We start from the raw sequence: 18,902 nt of genomic DNA, 5'->3' as shown, positions 1-18,902 counted from the left end.
TCCTCAATAAATTTTACGATTTTATTTTGCTTTAATTTTGATTTAAAAATCAAATAGGCTGTACTTTTGTTAGGGAGTAGATTATAAACCTATGATAATCTAAAAAAGGATGATTATTACTGTAATAGAGAGGAAATCTCAGAGGACCCTAATACATTATGTGTCAATTAAATCTGTTCAAAGGCACAGGTCTTTTGATGTCCCTCTGGTCTTTCATGAAGACCACGTAACCAGAATTCTCTTTATCGAAGATGAATGTATATTCTACCTTGAAATATGCCCAGTATTTCACGTAAACTGATCTGGCATCTGAAACCGTAACAATAGCTGTGGTCGAGTTCCCTGTGATATTGTACACTGGATAATCGATCTCCTGTGGCAAGCTGGAATCATACAATGCTGCAACTCTTGAGATGTATTCATAATTCTCTGTGGTTACATGTTCATAAGAGTTCACTGGAATAAGATCGGATCTGTGTACGCCTTTCCAGTAACTTGCTTCAAAGATCTTATAATGCGTGTCATTAAAGCTGTATGCACCAAGGAACTTTCCGAATGATATCGGTGCCATGTTCTGATATGAAATATCATAGTTTTCCGTAGCTGAGACATGTTCTGCCAGCATGAGTTTAACAACGGGCGCCAAAGCGCACCAGATAATAAAAACACATGACAAAGAAACTGCTATTGTCCTCTTGTTTTGTTGCAGGTATCTGTATAAGGGGTCCATTTTCCTTTATTTCTCTGATACAATAACAACAGTATGAACAGAGGTATCAGGGAAATCACAGTTACGATGGGGTCAAAGAAATCAAAGGCTCCGAGGGTAGAGCTTTCTTTTATAATAGGAAAAAAAGGGCGCATTTTCCAGCTTGTTGCATAATCCAGGTATACGTGACTAAGAATTGCCAGGAAGCATGCGATCGTAAGACGCAGGTTCTTTTCCATTATGTGGAGGAGCAGCACAACTACTATAATGAACAACATAGAATGCATGAACTCCCGATGTCCCATCAAATAGAACAAACTGTTTCGCATCTCCGAGCTCAGGTACTTTTCCAGCAGAAGGAATATGGCATATGGAATAAAATCAAGGTCAGGAAGTATCGAGAACAAAACCACCAGTTTACTTTCCCTTCCGCGCAATCCCGAAAGTAGAACAATGAGCAGACCGATCCCCGCATGGGATAGAGAATTTACCATGGTTCACCATTTTATATTCAATGATAAAATCTTGTACCTTGCCATACCGTGAGTGTATTCCGGTAAAACAAAAAGATCAATACTTTCCGAAAGAACGCGCAATTAACCTGTGCACCCCATGGATGCTCGATCCATTACCAAGATACAGCATCGGACATCTGCCTGTCAGGATATGGCCTGCTGCACCTGAAGACATTTCACGTACTTTTTCAGTATCCGTCCTCCAGTGGACCCAGATATCCTTACAACCTTTGCCAAGAAGATATTGTATGATATCAGCAGGTTCCATAGCTGTTATACCTATCACAACTTTTTCCACCGGCAGGGACAAAGCTTCAAGAGCAGCCTGGACCTGAGATCCACCCAGATCTTTAATGTCAAGAACCTGCACGGACATGCCTCTCTTCTTGAGCTCATCGATGGTCAATTTGATAGCTGGCTTTGATCTGTCTGTCACTATCAGATATCTTTTCCCTTCCCAAAAGCTTTCTGCATCGTTCATGCCATATCCTCTCTACCCGTACAAGCCATGCTAGATAAGTTCAGCAAGCGAGGTAACCTTTTCTCCTTTTGATCTCGACAGCATCACTTCTATATTCTTGAAAGCAGGTACACCCGTGCCCCCGGTATCAGCAGCCACAAGAGCATTAGCCCAGGGCCCATTGATCATGAACGCTGTTCCCGGATGAGACTGTTCAAGGGTTGAACTCTCAGCTTTTAATACCACTCTTCCGGAAGCATTTTTTGCGACAACCAGATCTCCTGCTTTCACTCCCATCTTCTTCATATCATCCTTATCCAGTCTTATGACTGAAGAACGCTCTGCATATTGTTCACCGAACCTGGAGTTTTCCTGGGCGGTGTTCTGGAATACATCCCTATGGGTAACGATGATGAGCTTGAACTCAGGTTCTGTGAGGAATTGTCCGAATCCCATCAGATCTCCTCCATGATACGGGCAATGATCTTTTCGTCTGTAAGCCTGTTAGTTTCAATGATCTGTTTAAGTACCACTTCCACACCATCCATACGTATCGCAGTGCCCCCGCATTCAACACCGCTAAGAGCAGAGGGAATGGTCACTTTGGATATTCTGGAGGTCAGGTTCTCGCATGGGTCAATGGTAATTAACGGGATTTTACTAAGTTTCTTTGCGAGAGGTCCTGGGAGGCTTGCAAGGGGATCAGAGCCAATGATCATAGCTGCATCTATAATGTTATTCCTGATGAGTTCCACCACAGATCGCTGAGGTCCGTGCTCGACCTCTTCTCCTCCGAAATATACCCTGTTGATATGACCGGTTTCCCTGAAAAGGGTGTGATCAAAACCACGCATATTATATTGTCCCACCATGGGTATCAGATGGAATTTTGCAGTTTCATTTAGCTTGTCCATTAATCTGAACAAAGGTTCCAGCGAATCCAGGGAATATGTCATGCCGAGACCTGCGAACACTACTCCGAACTCTGCCTTTTTCAGTATATTTGCTAATTCCAATATCCTTTTGGGATCCATATTGAACGATGTCTTTGGAACCTTACTTGCTAAAGCATTAAGAAGAGCATCCATGAATTCCGGATCCGCTCCAACTGGTATCTCGTAGAGCTTATCGCCGCAAACGGCAGCAGTATCGGATCTTCTTACATCTATAATTACGGCTGTCCGGTCCTCTTCCCAGCCTCTCTGGCGCTGTTTTCCCCGGGGGAAGTAAGAATACATGGAAAGATGCCGCGGATGGGAATGTGAAGGGTCCGCTCCCCAGAACACGATCACGTCAGCCATGTGTCGCACTTCGTCCAGAGTGCAGGTCGGTATTTTTTCATTGAGGATAGCCTCGACCAGAGGTCCCTGACAGAAAGAAGATGTATCATCGATATGTGCACCAAGTTCTCTTGCAAGCTCTATGGACTTTTTCTGGGCTTCCAGTGTGGAATTCCCATGCCCGAAGATAAGAGGATGCTTTGCTTCTTCCAGTATCCTGGCAGCTTCCTTTATTGCAGTGTCTACATCAACAGTTTTTCCATCCACTGTGCATGTCATGGGCGAACTGCAGCCTTTCATGCGCGAAACACCTTTCAGGCAGGCTGTATTAACTCCAATGACCCTGTTGTCCTGCAAGTCCACTGTAATGTCATCACACAGTAAGGCACAGCCTGTGCAAACGAATGGTCCTTTATCCAATATTGTCACTCCTGTAAGGGATCATACGAATTCTATTGCTTTCGTAGGACATGTGTCTATGCATGCATAGCATAATGTCTTGTTGGGACCAAAACGGCGGCATTCGTGGATATTCACTGGCCGGACTATACCGTCCTTTATGTATAGGATCACCTTATCATTGCTCGGTGCCCTGCCGCTACCTGTTCCTTCCGGATCTCCCACCACGTTCACCGGACATGCCACTACACAGTTGCCACAGCCGATACATTTGTCTTCATGCACAAGAAAACCTGTTTCAGTGACATTACCCACAGGAGTTATCAGATCATTGAGCTTTTCATAGCCTGACCGATACTTTTCTTCCTTGAGAGGTGGGCAATCCTCTATACTTAGCTTACGTGCCAGCAGATCCACTGCAAAGGCCATACAGGTAGCCTTTCCACATTTTTTGCAGTTTGTTTTTGGCAGCAGCTGGTAGATCTCCATTAGAGTTGGCATGATCACCGTCTTCCTTCAGGCCTTTTCACTGCCCATCGCCGTTGTTCTTGAAGAACAGGCCACAATGACAACTTCCATTTGTTTTGATCTCTTCTTCATGGTACACACATGGACAGATTATATTTTTATCCTCTTCCTTGTTTCCGGTAACTATCCTGCAGGGACAGTACTGGCGTCCAAGTTCATTCCTGTTATTTGTAAGGCCATCGATGACTATATGCAGCATTTCTTCATCAGGGTTAAGGATGTATCCTTTTTTATCTGCATATCTTACAAGCCATTCTCTTGTCTTTTCGACTATGTGTTCATGTTTGACCATTCATCTCACCAGAATTCAATATTGATCTATTGGGCCATTTACTTTTTTCAGACCCGCAGGTCCTTTGAGAATACGATCATTGCGGGAATTGTGGATTTCCAGGCATGTTTCAGGAATAAATATATGATCCAAAGGGTCCACTCCAATATACTATGAAGGGGATGTATTAAATGTGTAACGCTTATTGATTGCCTATCTTTCTATTCTTATAGCTTTTGCGGGAAGGTATTTAAATAATGTTCACTCCCGCAGAAAAGGATCTTTTATGGGGTGCCCATGTACGGCGGAAGTCGTACTTATCATAACAATAGCACTGGACGTTTTAGTGATCCCTAATAATTTTTATTTATCGATCACTTTCTTTCTTTTTCTTGATTCCTGAAGTATCTTTACAGGTATTCCCGCACCCGGAACAATGAAGCCTGCGATCTCACCACCGATCTCGAACAAAGCGTCCTCAGTGAAGATCTCTGTCATCTTTTCCCTGAGAACTTTCCCTGAATAGAACTCGCCGGTGATGCCGTCGAACTCCAGCACGTTCTGTTTGTTCTTCGGGACCCAGTTATACTCGAAAGCATAAACTGGCCTGAAATAAAGGTCCAGGGTATCTATGCTCACGGTCTCATCCAGTATTTCATCAGCATCTATGGGTTTTAGCATTTCGGTCAAGATTTTCCTGACAATGTATGCAGCCTTTACTTTTACCGGAAGTACTATAGTGTTTTCTTCATTCAGCTCTTCGGTCTGTGCAAGTTCCCTTATGGACATGGTGATATATCTGGAAAGTTCCTCTTCATTTTCAGTGTAGGCATCGACAAAGATCTCTTTTCTATTGGATTCCAGACAGTGTTCTATGCGTGAAAGTGTGATGTTCCTTTGTGGATCTATGGTCTTTTCTTCACCGCAGATCGTTACTTTCTGAACTATAGGATCACTGATCTTAACTGTGAATTCACAATTACGCTTATATTCAAAGTGTGTGTAACAGACAGCATGCCAGAAAGGTTTGTATTGTTTTTCTGAATGAGTTATAGTAATATCTTCAGGTTTTGGTCGCGACAGAAGATTCTTAAGTCCTCCAAAAGCTGTGGTCTTTTTGTTCCAGGCCAGTTCTTTCATTTCCTCAAATGTTTTTTCACCGGTCACTACCAGCATTCTTGGTTCATGGGTCACCAGGTTGAAACTATCCATATTAAAGAATAGTAATATCCTTAGCAATAATGTTTTTGCATGATCCTGGTATGTTCGTCGGATAAAGCGAACGTATCACAATTCATTTCAGCCGATGTGTTATTTCAAGGTCAGGATCTAATGCTAAGAAACTGGCACTTTGAATATAATTAAATTTATATATTATTAATACAAATAATAACCTAGATTGAGCAACTGCCTGAATGGGTCGTTACGTCAGTCGATTCGTATATTATGGCAAGTCGGTATTATCCGGACGGAGGTGAAATTGATGGAACAGAAGAAGGACGCACAGAAGAAGGGAGTAAAAGCTCCAGCACCTGCTAAGGAACAGAAAAGGAAGTAATTACTAAATTTACCGTATGCTATTGATCATTTAGTATTCTTTGATGAGGTGAAAACAATGGAACAGAAGAAGGACGCACAGAAGAAGGGAGTAAAAGCTCCAGCACCTGCAAAAGAGCAGAAAAGGAAGTAATTCCTAAAATTTACCGAAAGGTTTTGTTAAACAAGTATTCTTTGATGAGGTGAAAACAATGGAACAAAAGAAGGATGCACAGAAGAAGGGTGTAAAGTCCCCAGCACCTGCAAAAGAGCAGAAAAGAAAGTAATTAGTCTAAATAACTTTTTTCGGGGGTATTAGTCCCCCACATTTTACTTTTAGCACATTTTTCGTAAATAATATCGGTAAGCTGTTATGCATCTGGGTTTTTCTTTTCCAGACCGAGTACATAAACTTCTATGCCTGCGCCAATGCAGGCTTTCAATCTGCTATCAGCTATTCTTGCACAGACGATCCCCAATCTGATCTTTTCCCGGGGGATATTGTACTTTTCTGAATACGTGACAAATCTCTGTACCTGTCCTATGGCATTATCCCTGGCCTCTATCTCGATCTCTATCAAAAGATGTTCATCCTTCATACTTTTGAATACGGCATCTATCTTTCCCCCTTCTGTCTCTACTTCAGTGTCAACGAACTCCAGTCCTTCCTCTATGAGTTCAGGAAAAGTGGAGATCATTCTGGCAATGTCCTGCTCTGAAATGGAACTGTGATCCATGATCTCATTCATAGAGCTTGCTTTCAGCGCCCTCTTCAAATGAGAAGCAATATCTATCCTCTTCTTGTTTATCTCATGAGGATAAACATTCGTAACCTGGCCATTCTCCAGCTTTAGCAGTATGCATATTTTCCCAAGCTTCTTCCTGCGGGAAATGGGGAGCACTCCACTGCCTTTGCTGACAACACCGATCCCATTTTTCCTGCTTATTATCCTGAGATCCTCTACAAGTTGTTCTTTTTCAGCATCGTTCAAAGTGGTAATGTCCACACATCCATATCCGATCCCATGCTTTTCCTTGATCGCATCAAGTAAAGTATGGTAGAACCCAGCATCTTCGTCTTTCATTCCAGCAGTCATATAAAGCCTATATGTGATCATTTTCAAACTTCCGGTTAGATCAGTATCCATTTGACATCAACTATATGAGTGTATGGTTCAGGCAGGCACACATCAACTTTCTAAATTTACCTGCAATAGAGTGCAAATTATGCACAATAATGTGGCTGATCAAAGAATCTGGCTAAAAGTGCTTACCTTTCTCTATTCAAGTACAATCAATAACAGTAATTGCGTGAAAAATTTATATACTAATATTGTACATATAACTAACATACCATATGAGGGGAATTCTATGGAACGAGACAAAACGACATTTATTCAGTTCCAGGAAATCTATTTTAGATACCTGAATACAGAACAGCTTTCAGAACAAGAAGCAAAATTGAAGGACAATATGATAGATTTTGTCCAACGGGCGTGCATCGAATATTTCATGCATTGACCTGTGAACAGGACAAATGACTTCAATAAAACTTATTTTGATAGCAACTTTTGTTATCATTTCTTTTCTTTCTGATGGATATATGTTCTTTCAAGTCGATCCTTGGCATATCTAAGGGGGTCTTCATCGCATAAGCAAAAGTGATCAATCATTTTTCACGATATTGTTCTTCTGTTCACTCAGATCTTCTTCCTTTTTCTTTAATTCCAGTATCACATGGTTACATCTGCCACTTTTGCTTCCGCATACTTTACAAAATCTTGCCATGTTTCCACCAATTATTGTATTGATCGACAATCAGGTATTAATATAATTATTTACTAATACTATATTGCCTTATTTAGCCATATTTCAGGACGGATCATGGGCATGTCAGCTATACAATCAGAAAACGGTCTTATTTTTCAGGAAAAGCAGTATTTTGACAAATGGATGCAGTTCTTTGCTCTTGCAGGGTTAATGATGATGATAAATGTGGGGACTCTTTTATCCATATTTTATATAGTTCCTGAAGCTCCTTCAGTCCTTCTCATTTTAGCAGGTATTCCTGTACTCGTTTTTGCAATAATAGGTTTTCTCTTCTCTAAAATGGAAATGACAACTGAAGTCCGGCATGACGGATTGCATATCAGGTACCGTCCAACACAACGGATCTTCAGGCACTTTCCCTTTGACTTAATTGAATCCTCTCAAAGATCAAAAGGAGGACTGCTTGACGGGATCAATAACTGGAGGATCCGTCGTTATCCAAATAAGACCATATATCAATGTGGCAGTCATGAAAAGGTGCTGATAAAACTCACTAATGGGAAAAGCCTTCTTATTGATTCAAATCGCCCCGATGAGTTGATAGCTGCTATTAGTTCCATGAAAAAAATGTAGGAACAATACTAGTCTGTTAAGTCAATCCGGTTCAAAGATCAGCGTATACCATACCTGAAACAAATATCATTGCAATGACCATAAGCAGAGAAACTGCCAATATGGCAGCTGTTCTTTTTATTCGATTTTTACCGACTATCATACTTTGTTAATTATAGTAACCAAAGATCATGTTATTGATCAAATCTGTTTTAATTGAGTGTCCGTAACATGTTTCTCTTTATATGGGAATTGCTTTTCGAAATTCTCCTGCTCGGCATTATCGATCTTAAAAGCCTCATCCTCAAAAAATTTACCTGAAATGCCCTTCAAGCTGTTCTCGTAGAGCTCTAATGCCATAAACGCATCAAGATTATCACCCCAGGATGTCTGGATATTATATTCTTTAGCGTCCACAAAACCAAAACGATGATAGTAGTCTGGGTTTCCAAAAATAACTATACCCTTATATCCCAACTGCCTCGCCTTTTCTATAGAATGTTCCATCAATAAAGAACCAATCCCTTGATTTTGATATGATGGCAATACTGCAATTGGACCCATACATAAAACTTCGAATTCTTTATTTTCCTCATTTACGACCCTAGCTCTTGAATAGATTATGTTGCCTACAATTGTATCTTTATCACATGCAATAAGATCAAGTTCTTTTACAAATGCAGATACTTTTCTTATTTTGTGTAATACAAGATGTTCATCGCATCCTGGTTTGTATATATCCCAGAATGCTTCTCTTGTCAGGTATTCTACATCTTTGAAGTCCTTCTCTTCCTCTTGCCTTATAGAAATATTCATTATTGTTCTCTCCACTTTCTCAGAAATGATAAGAAATCTGACTTATATAAAAGATCCTTATCTACATCCTCACAGATGGGAAATTTTATCATTGAACTATGCTGACGCTTCATTTTTCATTGGCACTGCTTTCATTGCACTGCCAAAAGAAGCCTATTTATACCTCACAATTTCTATTAATTGATAGAGGTATTAGTATGGACGAAGAATGCTGTCCAAAATTTGAGGCCGGACCGTGGGACGGAAAGATCTTTGAATGGAAAGACAAGAGATTTGTTAAGGATAAGGTCCTCACACTTTTCTATATGCCCGTTAACTTTGGCCGGGTGATGAAAAGACTTGACGGAAAAGTACGAAATGCAGGTGCGAATATTCCTGAATGGCTTTGTCTTTCTGATCACACTTCAAAATGGAACATGGACCTTTATCTGGCAGTTGACAGGGAGGTACCGGGTGCTGAGAACACCACTCTTAGTGGCAGATTCCTGAGCAAGGTATATGAAGGACCATTCAAAGATACGGCAAAATGGGGCGATGACTTCAAGTCATATGCACAAAAGCAGGGGATTGAGATCAGAAAATGGTTCATGTGGTACACAACATGTCCCAAATGCGCAAAGAAATACGGAAAGAACTATGTTGTGATCCTGGCAGAGATTAAGTGAGTTGCAGTAAGTCGTGGGCAGAAAGGTGGGAGGCGTGGAAGAAGCCTGGATTTCTAGGCTTCTCCAAGAAATTACACGATATATTTTTGAAAAAGCGGATTTAACCGTTATAAGCCATCAGGATCAAAGAAGTTACTAAAAATTTCCATAACTGGATGGAAAAGAAAGCAAAAGGCAAAGTAAAACAATTTCCACAGAGCATTGAATATCGATGGGAATTTCATCCTCTATTACTAAAAAGACACTCATTACAGAAAATTAGTAAATAATAAAGAAAAATGAGTAGGAAATGTTAGCTTTCCTTAACTTACATTTATTGTATCATTCGCTCTGAAGCCTTTTTAATTCCATTTCCCTAAGTTTTTTCCGCATGATCTTGCCTCCAATGGTCTTTGGCAGTTCATTCATGAATTCAATGGAACGGGGGTATTTGTAGGGTGCAGTTGTGTGCTTTACATGGTTCTGAAGTTCCTGTATGAGTTTCTCCGATGGTTCAAATCCTTCGTTCAGCACTACGAAAGCCTTGACTATCATACCCCTTATATTATCAGGAGTACCAATAACGGCAGATTCCTGCACAGCCGGATGCTCAAGAAGAGCACTTTCAACTTCAAAAGGACCTATGCGGTATCCTGAACTTTTGATGACATCATCATCGCGGCCTACGAACCAGAAATAGCCGTCATCATCCATATAGGCCTTATCGCCAGTGTAATAGAATCCGTTCTGGAACGATCTTTCATTCTCTTCATCGTTATTAAGGTATTTGACAAGAAGACCCACAGGTCGCGGATCAAGAGAGATGGCGATCCTTCCTTCTTCAAATTTATTGACAGGGTTCCCTTCTTCATCATGAAGCTCAATATTCCATCCTGGGGATGGTTTTCCCATTGAACCCGGCTTGTTCTCCAGGCATGCAAACGATGAAATCGCACAACAGGTCTCTGTCTGGCCGTAGCCTTCATAGATGTTAAGGCCTGTTCCTTCCTTCCACACTTTGATAACTTCAGGATTCAACGGTTCGCCTGCACTGCAGCAATGACGAAGCTGAGTTAGGTCGAACTTTTTCAGGTCGGCAAGTATAAGCATCCTGTAAATGGTGGGTGGACAACAGAAGGTTGTGACTTCATACTTCTCGATAAGAGGGAGCAGCTCAGTTGCCTCGAATTTTCCTCTGATGTCATACACGAGGATGCATGAACCAGCGATCCATTGTCCGAATATTTTTCCCCATGCACATTTTGCCCAGCCGGTATCCGAGAAGGTGAAATGCAGGTCGTTCTCGGTCAGATCCTGCCATAGTTCTGCAGTGACCCTGTGGCCCAATGGATATGCGTGGTTATGCAGCGCCATCTTGGCCTTACCGGTGGTCCCCGAGGTGAAATAGATCATCATCGGATCAGTGGAATGAGTAAGTGCAGGTATTGATACAGATTTATGTGAAACGGGTGCAGGATATAATAACTCGTGCTGGAAACTGACCCAATTTTCTCTTTTTCCATCAATTACCATACATTCTTTTAGGGTGGGGCATTCCATTCGTATCTCATCGACCTTAAGCGAGTTTTCCATATCAGTAATTATCATTTTGAATTTGCCTGCATTGATCCTGTACTGTATATCACTTGGCGTCAGAAGTGTCGGGCATGGGCACACTATAGCACCCAGCTTTATGAGTGCAATTACGAATATCCACCATTCAGGTACGCGATGAAGCATCAGAACGACTTTATCTCCTTTATTGATCCCATATTTGATCAGGATATTTGCTGCCTGGTTGGAGAGTTTCATCATGTCTCTGAAGGTGTACTTTTTCTCTTCTCCCTGCTGATTGACCCATATCATGGCAAGTTTATTGCGGTCTTCCTTTGCCCAGGCATCAATAACGTCATATCCGAAGTTGAAATACTCGGGAATCGCATTGCTCCATTCTTCTCTTACCTTATCATAGTCGCACATATTGCGAGGGATCTCTTTAACATTTAATATCCGGGCGTTCAGTGTAAAAGAATTATCGTTTGCCTGCTCAAGTTGAGAGCGTGGAATTCTCCAGAGCCTGCCCAGTTTTACGCCATCCATGGTCCCTTCCTGAAGCCATGTATGCACGGTTTTGGTTTCGACCCTAAGCTTTTTAGCCACTTCATGCGGTGTGAGGTAGTGCGATTTTTCTGCTGTCATTATACATGTCGAAGTGGTCAATGTATTTTAATGCTTTTTTTTTATTTGAGGGTATATCCGAAGTTTAGATCATTATGTTTCTTTTTTTTTCTCTATCTATCTTCTCCATCACTACAAAAAGTGACTATCCATATAAAACTAAAAATGACATAAATTAGTTCTGCGAAGACAAAAAAAGATATGCTTTAAGCAGAAGCTCTATATGTGAAAATTCTTATGAGATGTTTATTGGCGTAAAAACAAACTCGAAAAGATAAGTATCAATGTAACCTAAATGTGGGGGTACGAATATGGGAGTTAGTGAAAAAAGTGTCTTTTTAAGGGATGGTGTCACATACAAAACCATTAGAGATAATGCATTTTTCAGCTGGTCATATTTCTTTATGAATATTCTTGCCACTGTCATTGCAAGTTATGGCTTATTAGCTAATAGTCCTGCTGTAGTAATAGGAGCTATGATCATAGCTATGTTACTGGAACCAATAATAGGTATGGGCTTAGCATTAGCAGATAATGATCACGATCTCTTCAGAACTGGTGTTTCTACATTGATCAAAGGAGTCATCGGAATTGTCGTTACAGCTTTCATTATTGGTCTTATTCACAGAAATGTGTTTCTAACTAATGAAATCATTGTCAGGACAGCACCTAATATATTTGACTTAATGATTGGCCTGGCAGGTGGAGCTGCTGCAGCATATGCTACTATTTCCCCTCGTCTGAACACAGGTATTGTCGGCGTAGCCATTTCCACGGCTCTGGTGCCACCACTGGCATCAGGGAGTATATTATTATCAAGAGGTGAAATAACATTAGCCATGGGGGCCTTTTTGCTGGTTTTTACCAATATGGTTGCTATTCAGTTTGCTGCTTCTGTTATTTTGTGGTTGAATAAAATTCATAAAACCAGTAAAATGGAATTATTCGAATTAAAAAAATTTATCAGGCGCAACATTATAACTATTTGCGTTTTGATTTTACTGGGGCTTATCTTAAGTGCCAATCTTCAAAAAGCTGTTAAAAGCGAATTATTTGAAGAATCGACCAAATCAACTCTTGATAAAGAAATATCTTTTTTATCAGGAAGTTATTTGATAGACACCTCATTTGAAAAAAGATCAAATATTACAATTGTTAGGGCTGTAATAGGAGGTCTTATTCCTCCCTCGGCTGAACAAGTGGGTATTATCGAGGATAGTTTACCAGCACCTCCTGATGGAAATAGAATTGAACTAAGAATCCGCTTTGTACAAATGGATACTATCAACAGAAATGGACTGGTATATGCAGATACGAATTTTACCATTCCCAAAACGCTAAACTAATTTATGGTGTGACCTAATGATGTTATGTCATTTTTTAGTTTTTACTGAGATGCTTCATGGCAGTTGAAATAAACCCGATTTTTATACAAGAGATGTCAATCTCCTAAAAAGTCTTTTAATATAGTAACCTTTTTATACTTTATTTGCTTATATATGCGCCAAAAAAACGAGTGAAAAAACGTGCTTGAAAACAACAATCCATATAGCTTTACTCTGCTATGTTTCGTCTATGATCGTAGCCGTTCTTTTCACATAAGGTGATTCCGTGTCAGAGCTTACAGAATGCTTTTTGGGTCTTGCGCTCACAATTGCGTTTGCATCTATTATCTTCTGATCTCCATTATTTTTTTCTTGATCCTTTTCTACAGAACTAAATCCTCACAGATCTATCTGTTATCGAAAGCAGGCGATGTGTGACCATGTTTTGCTTAATTATCATCTGAAGAGCATTTAGATAAATTCTTATAGGAGAATACCTTTTTTTTAGTTACCGTTAATAATATTACTTTAAATGTGTGCAGGGTACACATATGCTGGAAGAAACACCAGCTATTTATTGAGTTTGAGGATAGGACCGCATTGGTTTCCTTCATACAGATGTATGGTGGTTTAAGCGTATATCGAGATGGTGATAATAATAACGAATATTATATTGCTGCAAAGGAAAAAACATCCCCCCTTTGCGATGACTTTGATCTTGACTATTTTTGCTCCCTTAAAAACGAAAAGGTTTTAAAGCTATCGGCTAAGGCTTTCCTTGCAACAGAACAACGGATACCAGGGCTCGGAAACGGAGTTCTTCAGGACATCCTGTTTACTGCAAGGATCCATCCGAAACGCAAAATAGCGGATATCTCTGATGACGAGTTCAAAAAGTTATATGGTGCGCTCAAGTCAGTTTTGAAGAAAATGACCGAAAACAACGGAAGAGATACCGAGAAGGACCTATTTGGCAGATCTGGTAGTTACATTACCATGTTTAGCAAAAATTCATTATTAACTCCCTGCCCTATCTGTGGAGGTAATAAGCTTAAAGAGAATTATCTGGGCGGGTCCATCTACTACTGTGAACGTTGCCAGAAATTGTAGTTGCTTATTATGAAACATTCTGTCTTTGTGGTCTTGTTCTTCCAGATGATGTCCATACTGAAGATGGTTAATGGGATCGTATCTGTAGGAGTAAACACCAGAAAGGCAAAGGATAACATCTCTCAGTTCGGCATCCAGGTTTTCTCATGAAAATAAATGAGACCAAATTTCATGACCTTAAACCTTAATCATTCGGAATTCAAAAATAAAAGACACAATTTTGAGTCATGTATTCACTTCATTAAATAACTTGCAGTAATATGACCGTCAGCAATTTATATCATTAAATAGATACTATAAATTGGTCACAAGGAAGTCAGCTGGAAAGTGAAGCAAATTCAGGACAGGGTGAAACCTGATCCCGTAATAAACTTCATGAACGTGTAAGCTGGAAAGTGAAGCAAATTCAGGACAGGATAAAACCTGATCCCGTAATAAACTTCATGAACGCGTAAGCTGGAAAGTGAAGTAAATTCAGGACAGGATAAAACCTGATCCCGTAATAAACTTCATTGTTGGAGGTCAAGCCTTGTGACCAACTTCTCAAGTTTTCCCGTAGTTTTCAGGACCGCCTCTGTTTTTAAATATTTTCTTCTGACTTAGAATGCGTTTCTAGCATGCTTTTTTATCGCTGCAGGATCCAGTAAAAACAGCATATTTGTGGCATTAGGTGGACTTCACATATGTATTGGTTCGTTATATTTGGTATTGTATAACAAACATAAAAATCATAGTGAAGAAAAAGAAATGTGATTTTTAAACTTTACTTTCCAGCTATCTTTCTTTTTTGGAGAAACTGAAAAAATATCCAGTATATCAAACTATGCCATCATATTTATCACTCCTCCAACTGGTAAAATGTCCTGAATATCTCTATAGAATCCAGGAAGTCCTGTTTGCCCGTCAGCTCTCTGGCAGAATGCATTGCCAGCATCGGTACTCCTACATCCACCACATGAACAGGCATATATTTGGTAAGCAACGGACCCAGGGTAGTTCCTCCCGACTGGTCCGAATGGTTCACGAATTTCTGATATTTCGCACCTGCTTTGTCACACAGCTGTTGAAAAGCTGCAATGGTATCCACTTCAGATGCATAAGAACGATTACAACTGATCTTGATAGCTATGCCTTTGTTCATAACAGGTTTATTGGTGATATCGCTCTTTTCACTGTAATTGGGATGTAATCCATGGGCACAGTCGGCTGAGATCACAAAGAAGTTCATGGCCTGCAGGGTGGCTTGTTGTTCCCTCCCTGTCGTTCCCATAAGGATCCTTTCAAGAACATTGCTCAACATCACAGAGTCGGCACCTTGCCTGGTCATAGAACCTACTTCCTCATTGTCCATGAATGCAACCATGTTGATCCCGTCCTTATGTTCCGACCCTACAAGAGCTTCCATAGCAGCGTATACCATGGACAGATCGTCGATCCTCGGACATGAGATGAATTCCTCTTTTGAGCCCACCAACATACCTTCTTCATAACAATAGACGTTCAGGTCCATGTCCAGGATATCCTCACGACTGACCCCAGCCTCCTTAGCAACCAGCTCCAGAAGATGGTTACCTTTAATTTCATCTTCAAGCAACTGGGTCAAAAGAGGTTGCATTTCTTTTTGGACCTTGATCTCCACGCCTTTATTGACCTCGCGGTTCATATGTATGGCCAGATTGGGAATGATAAGTAGAGGTCTTTGGAGATCCAGATGGATCACTTTCGGCCTCAGAACCTCATCGGACCTCACCGCTATTCTTCCGGCAATGGATAAAGGACGATCGAACCACGTATTTAGAATAGGTCCGCCGTAACGTTCCACGTTTAGTGTCAGCATTCCTTCACTGTTCACTTCCGGATCGGGCTTGATCCTGAATCCGGGACTGTCCGTGTGAGCAGCGATCATCTTAACACTTTTTGCCAGAATTTGACCGCTTCCGACAGTAAAGCCCACCAACATGGAAGGATAAGGGGTCAAATAGTATTTCCCCGACGCATTCAACGTCCATGGCTCACTCATTTCCAGCTCCATAAAGCCTGCAGCTTCCAGACGTTCTCTTATGGCATCCACCGTCTGAACGGATGTTGTTGCCTTTTTCATGAACCCGAAAAAATCACTGATATAATCCCTAATATGATCCATATTTGCCACCTTCCCCATGATGTACTGTGTATAATTCAGCTTTGCAATGGTTTCTCGCATAATCTTTTTTCTTTTGTTTTAACATTGTAGTAGATAATAAATCCTCAGGATACTTAATACTGTAACTTCATACTGAAAAGAGAATATATAGTAACATAAATTATATCGAGCTTATTAACAAAGATGTAAATGTGGGAAACAGGTACTATCTAATTTTTGAAGATGTGGGATTCAAATAAGTTGTATTTTTATTACCGGTATCTATCTTCACATATAACTACAAATTCATTTGAAGTTTAGACAATTCTTTAATATGTGCAGCTCCTTATATAACATGCAATAACCGGCCATGACAAGACAGACTCACCGGTTAATAATGCATCTAACAAGGAGAGTGTGAAAATGTCACAGGAAAATAAAAACGATAGATCATATTTAGCTATCATTGCGTTATCAGTCGTCCTGCTGGTAATGGCGTTAACGATATATGCCATTTCGCAGAATGGATCGAACACTGCCGACACAATAACCATGAGTGGGTATGCCGAAGAGAAGGTGGTGCCTGACACAGCCTCTTTAAGCATAGGTGTCGTGGTCCAGGCTGACACTGCAAAGGACGCATCCGATCAGAACGCAGCCCTCATGAGCGCTGTCGTCGCAGAACTCAAGGCACTGGGTCTGGAGGACAGGGAAATACAGACATCCTATGTATCCGTGTACCCGGTCTACAACTATGACAGGGAACAGACCATCACAGGTTACTCAGCATCCAACAGTGTGCAGGTCACAACCACAAAGATCGGCAACCTGAGCCAGATCATCGACAGTTCAACAGCCGCAGGAGCCAATCAGATAGGAAGCATCTCCTTCTCAGTATCTGATGACAGGCAGGAACAGCTCCGTGAAGACCTCATGAACGAAGCCATAGCCGATGCCTCATCAAAGGCCAATGCCCTTGCCGGCAGCCTGGATCTTAAGGTCACAGGTGTGCAGACAGCATCCATATCCGAGAATGGGAACTCCATCTACTACCCAGTGGCAGAAGCAGCGATGGATACAGGAGCAGGAAAGGTTTCCACACCCATTGAGCCGGGCGAGTCCACAGTTTCAATGTCAGTACAGGTAACATACTACATTGGATAAGGATCCGGTCCATCAGCCAACCACCATCCAACCCCAGACCACCGACAGCAACCGGTGGTCTTTTTTCTTTCTAGTCAAATTATACTTTACTCTCACTTTCCACTCTGTATTTCATGAACACAGGCAGACAAAGAGCAAGGCTGCATAAGAAAAAAACAGGCCTAAATCCAGACCCAGGAATCAGTGTACCTGCAATGATCGGCATGAATCCCATGCCTGCATAGGTATATGTGTTGAATATCCCCATCAAAAGGCCTCTGTTGCCCTGCATGAAAGATACTGCTACAGGAAGTCCAATAAGACCTATGCCTGATCCTGTACCTACTAAAATAAAACCGGGTATTGGAAGGTATACAGCAAGCGTTGTGCCCAATGCAGCAAGGATAAGCCCACTTCTGAACATAGCTGCATGGTGCAGGTGAAGCCTTCCTGCAACGATGTTTGTTATCATTGAACTGGCATACATCCCTGCAATGGCCATGCTAAGCTCAGTCTTGCTCAAAAGACCGGCACTATAATCCGGATATAGGGCTAACACCACTCCTGTGACTCCAAATAGTAAGAACGAACTTGACCATATTATCAGATTATTTTTCCGGAAAGATATGCTCTTTATATCTGAAACAGCGTCTGTGTGGATATCTACCGACCTGATGTTGTTCCTATCTCTCACTTTTTCAGCATAGTATAGATCCCGAAGACCTATGAAGAGCAATAAGATAGAAAATATGGTGAACAGTAAAATACCTCCTTTGATAAAATTTTGTGCAAGGTAACCCGAAATAATAACGCCTGCTGCTAAACCGGCATTTAGCAGGAAATTGAGCTCACCAAAAAATCTGGTCTTTTCTTTATATTCTGAAAGTAAAGAATATGCCGAAGGAAAAAAAGCCCCGCATGCAGTACCTTCTATCAACCTGGCAAGAGTAAGATAATAGGTCCCTTCTAATCTCACCAACATTATTCCTGCGATAGAAGTGAGAAACATGCTGAAAACGATGAGTTTTTTCTTTCCGTATCTATCAGACAAAAGGCCAAATGGCAACATCGTAAGAAATGCACCGATAAAATATGCCGAAAACAATAAAGAAGAAGTCAAGGCACTATGAGCCGCATGATCTCTTGATGCCAGTTCTGGAAGCACGGGTATGACAGCATTGGATAATCCCATTATGAGGAATACTGAAGCATATACAAGGAATCTCTCTTTTTTCATGAATGACCATACCTGAAAGTGAACGATAAGCTTAAATCAGGAATGTCCTCACAACTAATAGAGGATTCTGATTAACCCTCTGTTTTTTATGTCATCATAAGCTTGAAGTGACATTCATTCTCTCTATCTCTGCTTTTGCTTTCTTTTTTGCATTTTTTCTTTTATTTTAGGGTAGCTACCGCTATCCTAAATAATTCCTTTATGTTTGAGTGTCTTCAATTGATGTAAGTTAAAGCAAAAAGCTGTC

20 protein-coding genes are annotated in these 18,902 nt (G+C 40.8%); 6 read left to right on the top strand and 14 right to left on the bottom strand.

What is annotated here, in order from left to right:
- Positions 1 to 163 precede the first annotated feature (163 nt).
- The 10 genes from A4E24_RS10570 to A4E24_RS10525 all read right to left on the bottom strand — a co-directional run bounded on the left by A4E24_RS10570 (position 164) and on the right by A4E24_RS10525 (position 7,486).
- Positions 164 to 646 carry a hypothetical protein gene (locus A4E24_RS10570; protein ID WP_292353353.1) on the bottom strand — a complete coding sequence of 161 codons (483 nt, stop codon included), beginning with the start codon at positions 644 to 646 and terminating at the stop codon, positions 164 to 166.
- A 38-nt stretch (positions 647 to 684) separates the two neighbouring features.
- On the bottom strand, positions 685 to 1,203 hold the full coding sequence (locus A4E24_RS10565; protein WP_292353352.1) for a metal-dependent hydrolase: 519 nt from the start codon (positions 1,201 to 1,203) through the stop codon (positions 685 to 687).
- 76 nt (positions 1,204 to 1,279) lie between these two features.
- On the bottom strand, positions 1,280 to 1,705 hold the full coding sequence (locus A4E24_RS10560; RefSeq protein ID WP_292353351.1) for a hypothetical protein: 426 nt from the start codon (positions 1,703 to 1,705) through the stop codon (positions 1,280 to 1,282).
- Between the two features lie 30 nt (positions 1,706 to 1,735).
- Positions 1,736 to 2,140: a molybdopterin dinucleotide binding domain-containing protein gene (locus A4E24_RS10555; protein ID WP_292353350.1), complete on the bottom strand. Its 405-nt coding sequence runs from the start codon at positions 2,138 to 2,140 to the stop codon at positions 1,736 to 1,738.
- Positions 2,140 to 3,384 carry a formylmethanofuran dehydrogenase subunit B gene (locus tag A4E24_RS10550; RefSeq protein ID WP_292353349.1) on the bottom strand — a complete coding sequence of 415 codons (1,245 nt, stop codon included), beginning with the start codon at positions 3,382 to 3,384 and terminating at the stop codon, positions 2,140 to 2,142. The genes A4E24_RS10555 and A4E24_RS10550 overlap by 1 nt, the downstream gene beginning before the upstream one ends.
- Positions 3,385 to 3,405: 21 nt before the next feature.
- A complete protein-coding gene (locus tag A4E24_RS10545; protein WP_292353347.1) occupies positions 3,406 to 3,864 on the bottom strand; it encodes a (Fe-S)-binding protein in 459 nt (152 codons plus the stop codon).
- Positions 3,865 to 3,889: 25 nt separating this feature from the next.
- On the bottom strand, positions 3,890 to 4,183 hold the full coding sequence (locus tag A4E24_RS10540; RefSeq protein WP_292353346.1) for a ferredoxin-thioredoxin reductase catalytic domain-containing protein: 294 nt from the start codon (positions 4,181 to 4,183) through the stop codon (positions 3,890 to 3,892).
- A gap of 342 nt (positions 4,184 to 4,525) precedes the next feature.
- Complete coding sequence (locus A4E24_RS10535; protein ID WP_292353344.1) at positions 4,526 to 5,374, bottom strand: hypothetical protein; 849 nt, start codon at positions 5,372 to 5,374, stop codon at positions 4,526 to 4,528.
- Between the two features lie 695 nt (positions 5,375 to 6,069).
- A complete protein-coding gene (locus A4E24_RS10530; protein ID WP_292353342.1) occupies positions 6,070 to 6,783 on the bottom strand; it encodes an endonuclease NucS domain-containing protein in 714 nt (237 codons plus the stop codon).
- Between the two features lie 580 nt (positions 6,784 to 7,363).
- Positions 7,364 to 7,486 carry a hypothetical protein gene (locus A4E24_RS10525; protein ID WP_292353340.1) on the bottom strand — a complete coding sequence of 41 codons (123 nt, stop codon included), beginning with the start codon at positions 7,484 to 7,486 and terminating at the stop codon, positions 7,364 to 7,366.
- A 96-nt stretch (positions 7,487 to 7,582) separates the two neighbouring features.
- On the opposite strand from A4E24_RS10525, the gene A4E24_RS10520 reads away from it, so the two are divergent.
- The gene (locus tag A4E24_RS10520) at positions 7,583 to 8,101 is read left to right on the top strand and encodes a hypothetical protein (RefSeq protein WP_292353338.1); all 519 of its coding nucleotides are present in this window, start codon (positions 7,583 to 7,585) and stop codon (positions 8,099 to 8,101) included.
- Positions 8,102 to 8,281: 180 nt separating this feature from the next.
- Here the strand turns inward: A4E24_RS10520 and A4E24_RS10515 are convergent, their stop codons facing one another.
- Complete coding sequence (locus A4E24_RS10515; protein WP_292353336.1) at positions 8,282 to 8,896, bottom strand: GNAT family N-acetyltransferase; 615 nt, start codon at positions 8,894 to 8,896, stop codon at positions 8,282 to 8,284.
- A gap of 197 nt (positions 8,897 to 9,093) precedes the next feature.
- Here A4E24_RS10515 and A4E24_RS10510 point away from each other — a divergent pair, with 197 nt between their 5' ends.
- Positions 9,094 to 9,561 carry a hydrolase gene (locus tag A4E24_RS10510; RefSeq protein WP_292353335.1) on the top strand — a complete coding sequence of 156 codons (468 nt, stop codon included), beginning with the start codon at positions 9,094 to 9,096 and terminating at the stop codon, positions 9,559 to 9,561.
- A gap of 321 nt (positions 9,562 to 9,882) precedes the next feature.
- Here the strand turns inward: A4E24_RS10510 and A4E24_RS10505 are convergent, their stop codons facing one another.
- Positions 9,883 to 11,739: an AMP-binding protein gene (locus A4E24_RS10505; protein WP_292353333.1), complete on the bottom strand. Its 1,857-nt coding sequence runs from the start codon at positions 11,737 to 11,739 to the stop codon at positions 9,883 to 9,885.
- A 290-nt stretch (positions 11,740 to 12,029) separates the two neighbouring features.
- Between A4E24_RS10505 and A4E24_RS10500 the strand changes: the two genes are divergently transcribed.
- From A4E24_RS10500 to A4E24_RS10490, 3 genes are all read left to right on the top strand, one after another.
- The gene (locus A4E24_RS10500; protein ID WP_292353331.1) at positions 12,030 to 13,064 is read left to right on the top strand and encodes a TIGR00341 family protein; all 1,035 of its coding nucleotides are present in this window, start codon (positions 12,030 to 12,032) and stop codon (positions 13,062 to 13,064) included.
- Between the two features lie 579 nt (positions 13,065 to 13,643).
- Positions 13,644 to 14,153, top strand: a complete 510-nt coding sequence (locus A4E24_RS10495) for a hypothetical protein (protein ID WP_292353329.1) — start codon at positions 13,644 to 13,646, stop codon at positions 14,151 to 14,153.
- Between the two features lie 9 nt (positions 14,154 to 14,162).
- Positions 14,163 to 14,303 (top strand): hypothetical protein, encoded by a 141-nt coding sequence (locus A4E24_RS10490; RefSeq protein WP_292353327.1) that lies wholly within the window; start codon positions 14,163 to 14,165, stop codon positions 14,301 to 14,303.
- Positions 14,304 to 14,991: 688 nt separating this feature from the next.
- On the opposite strand, the gene A4E24_RS10485 is transcribed toward A4E24_RS10490, so the two are convergent.
- A complete protein-coding gene (locus A4E24_RS10485) occupies positions 14,992 to 16,296 on the bottom strand; it encodes a M18 family aminopeptidase (RefSeq protein WP_292353326.1) in 1,305 nt (434 codons plus the stop codon).
- A 402-nt stretch (positions 16,297 to 16,698) separates the two neighbouring features.
- Here A4E24_RS10485 and A4E24_RS10480 point away from each other — a divergent pair, with 402 nt between their 5' ends.
- Positions 16,699 to 17,439 (top strand): SIMPL domain-containing protein, encoded by a 741-nt coding sequence (locus A4E24_RS10480; protein WP_292353324.1) that lies wholly within the window; start codon positions 16,699 to 16,701, stop codon positions 17,437 to 17,439.
- A 79-nt stretch (positions 17,440 to 17,518) separates the two neighbouring features.
- Here the strand turns inward: A4E24_RS10480 and A4E24_RS10475 are convergent, their stop codons facing one another.
- Positions 17,519 to 18,655, bottom strand: a complete 1,137-nt coding sequence (locus A4E24_RS10475) for an MFS transporter (RefSeq protein WP_292353322.1) — start codon at positions 18,653 to 18,655, stop codon at positions 17,519 to 17,521.
- Positions 18,656 to 18,902 lie beyond the last annotated feature (247 nt).

Origin of the sequence: Methanomethylovorans sp. PtaU1.Bin093 (assembly GCF_002067275.1) — an archaeon.
In the GTDB taxonomy this organism is placed as follows: Archaea; Halobacteriota; Methanosarcinia; order Methanosarcinales; family Methanosarcinaceae; genus Methanomethylovorans.
Note: the sequence above shows the minus strand (reverse complement) of the source record. Positions and strands in the feature narration are given on the sequence as shown.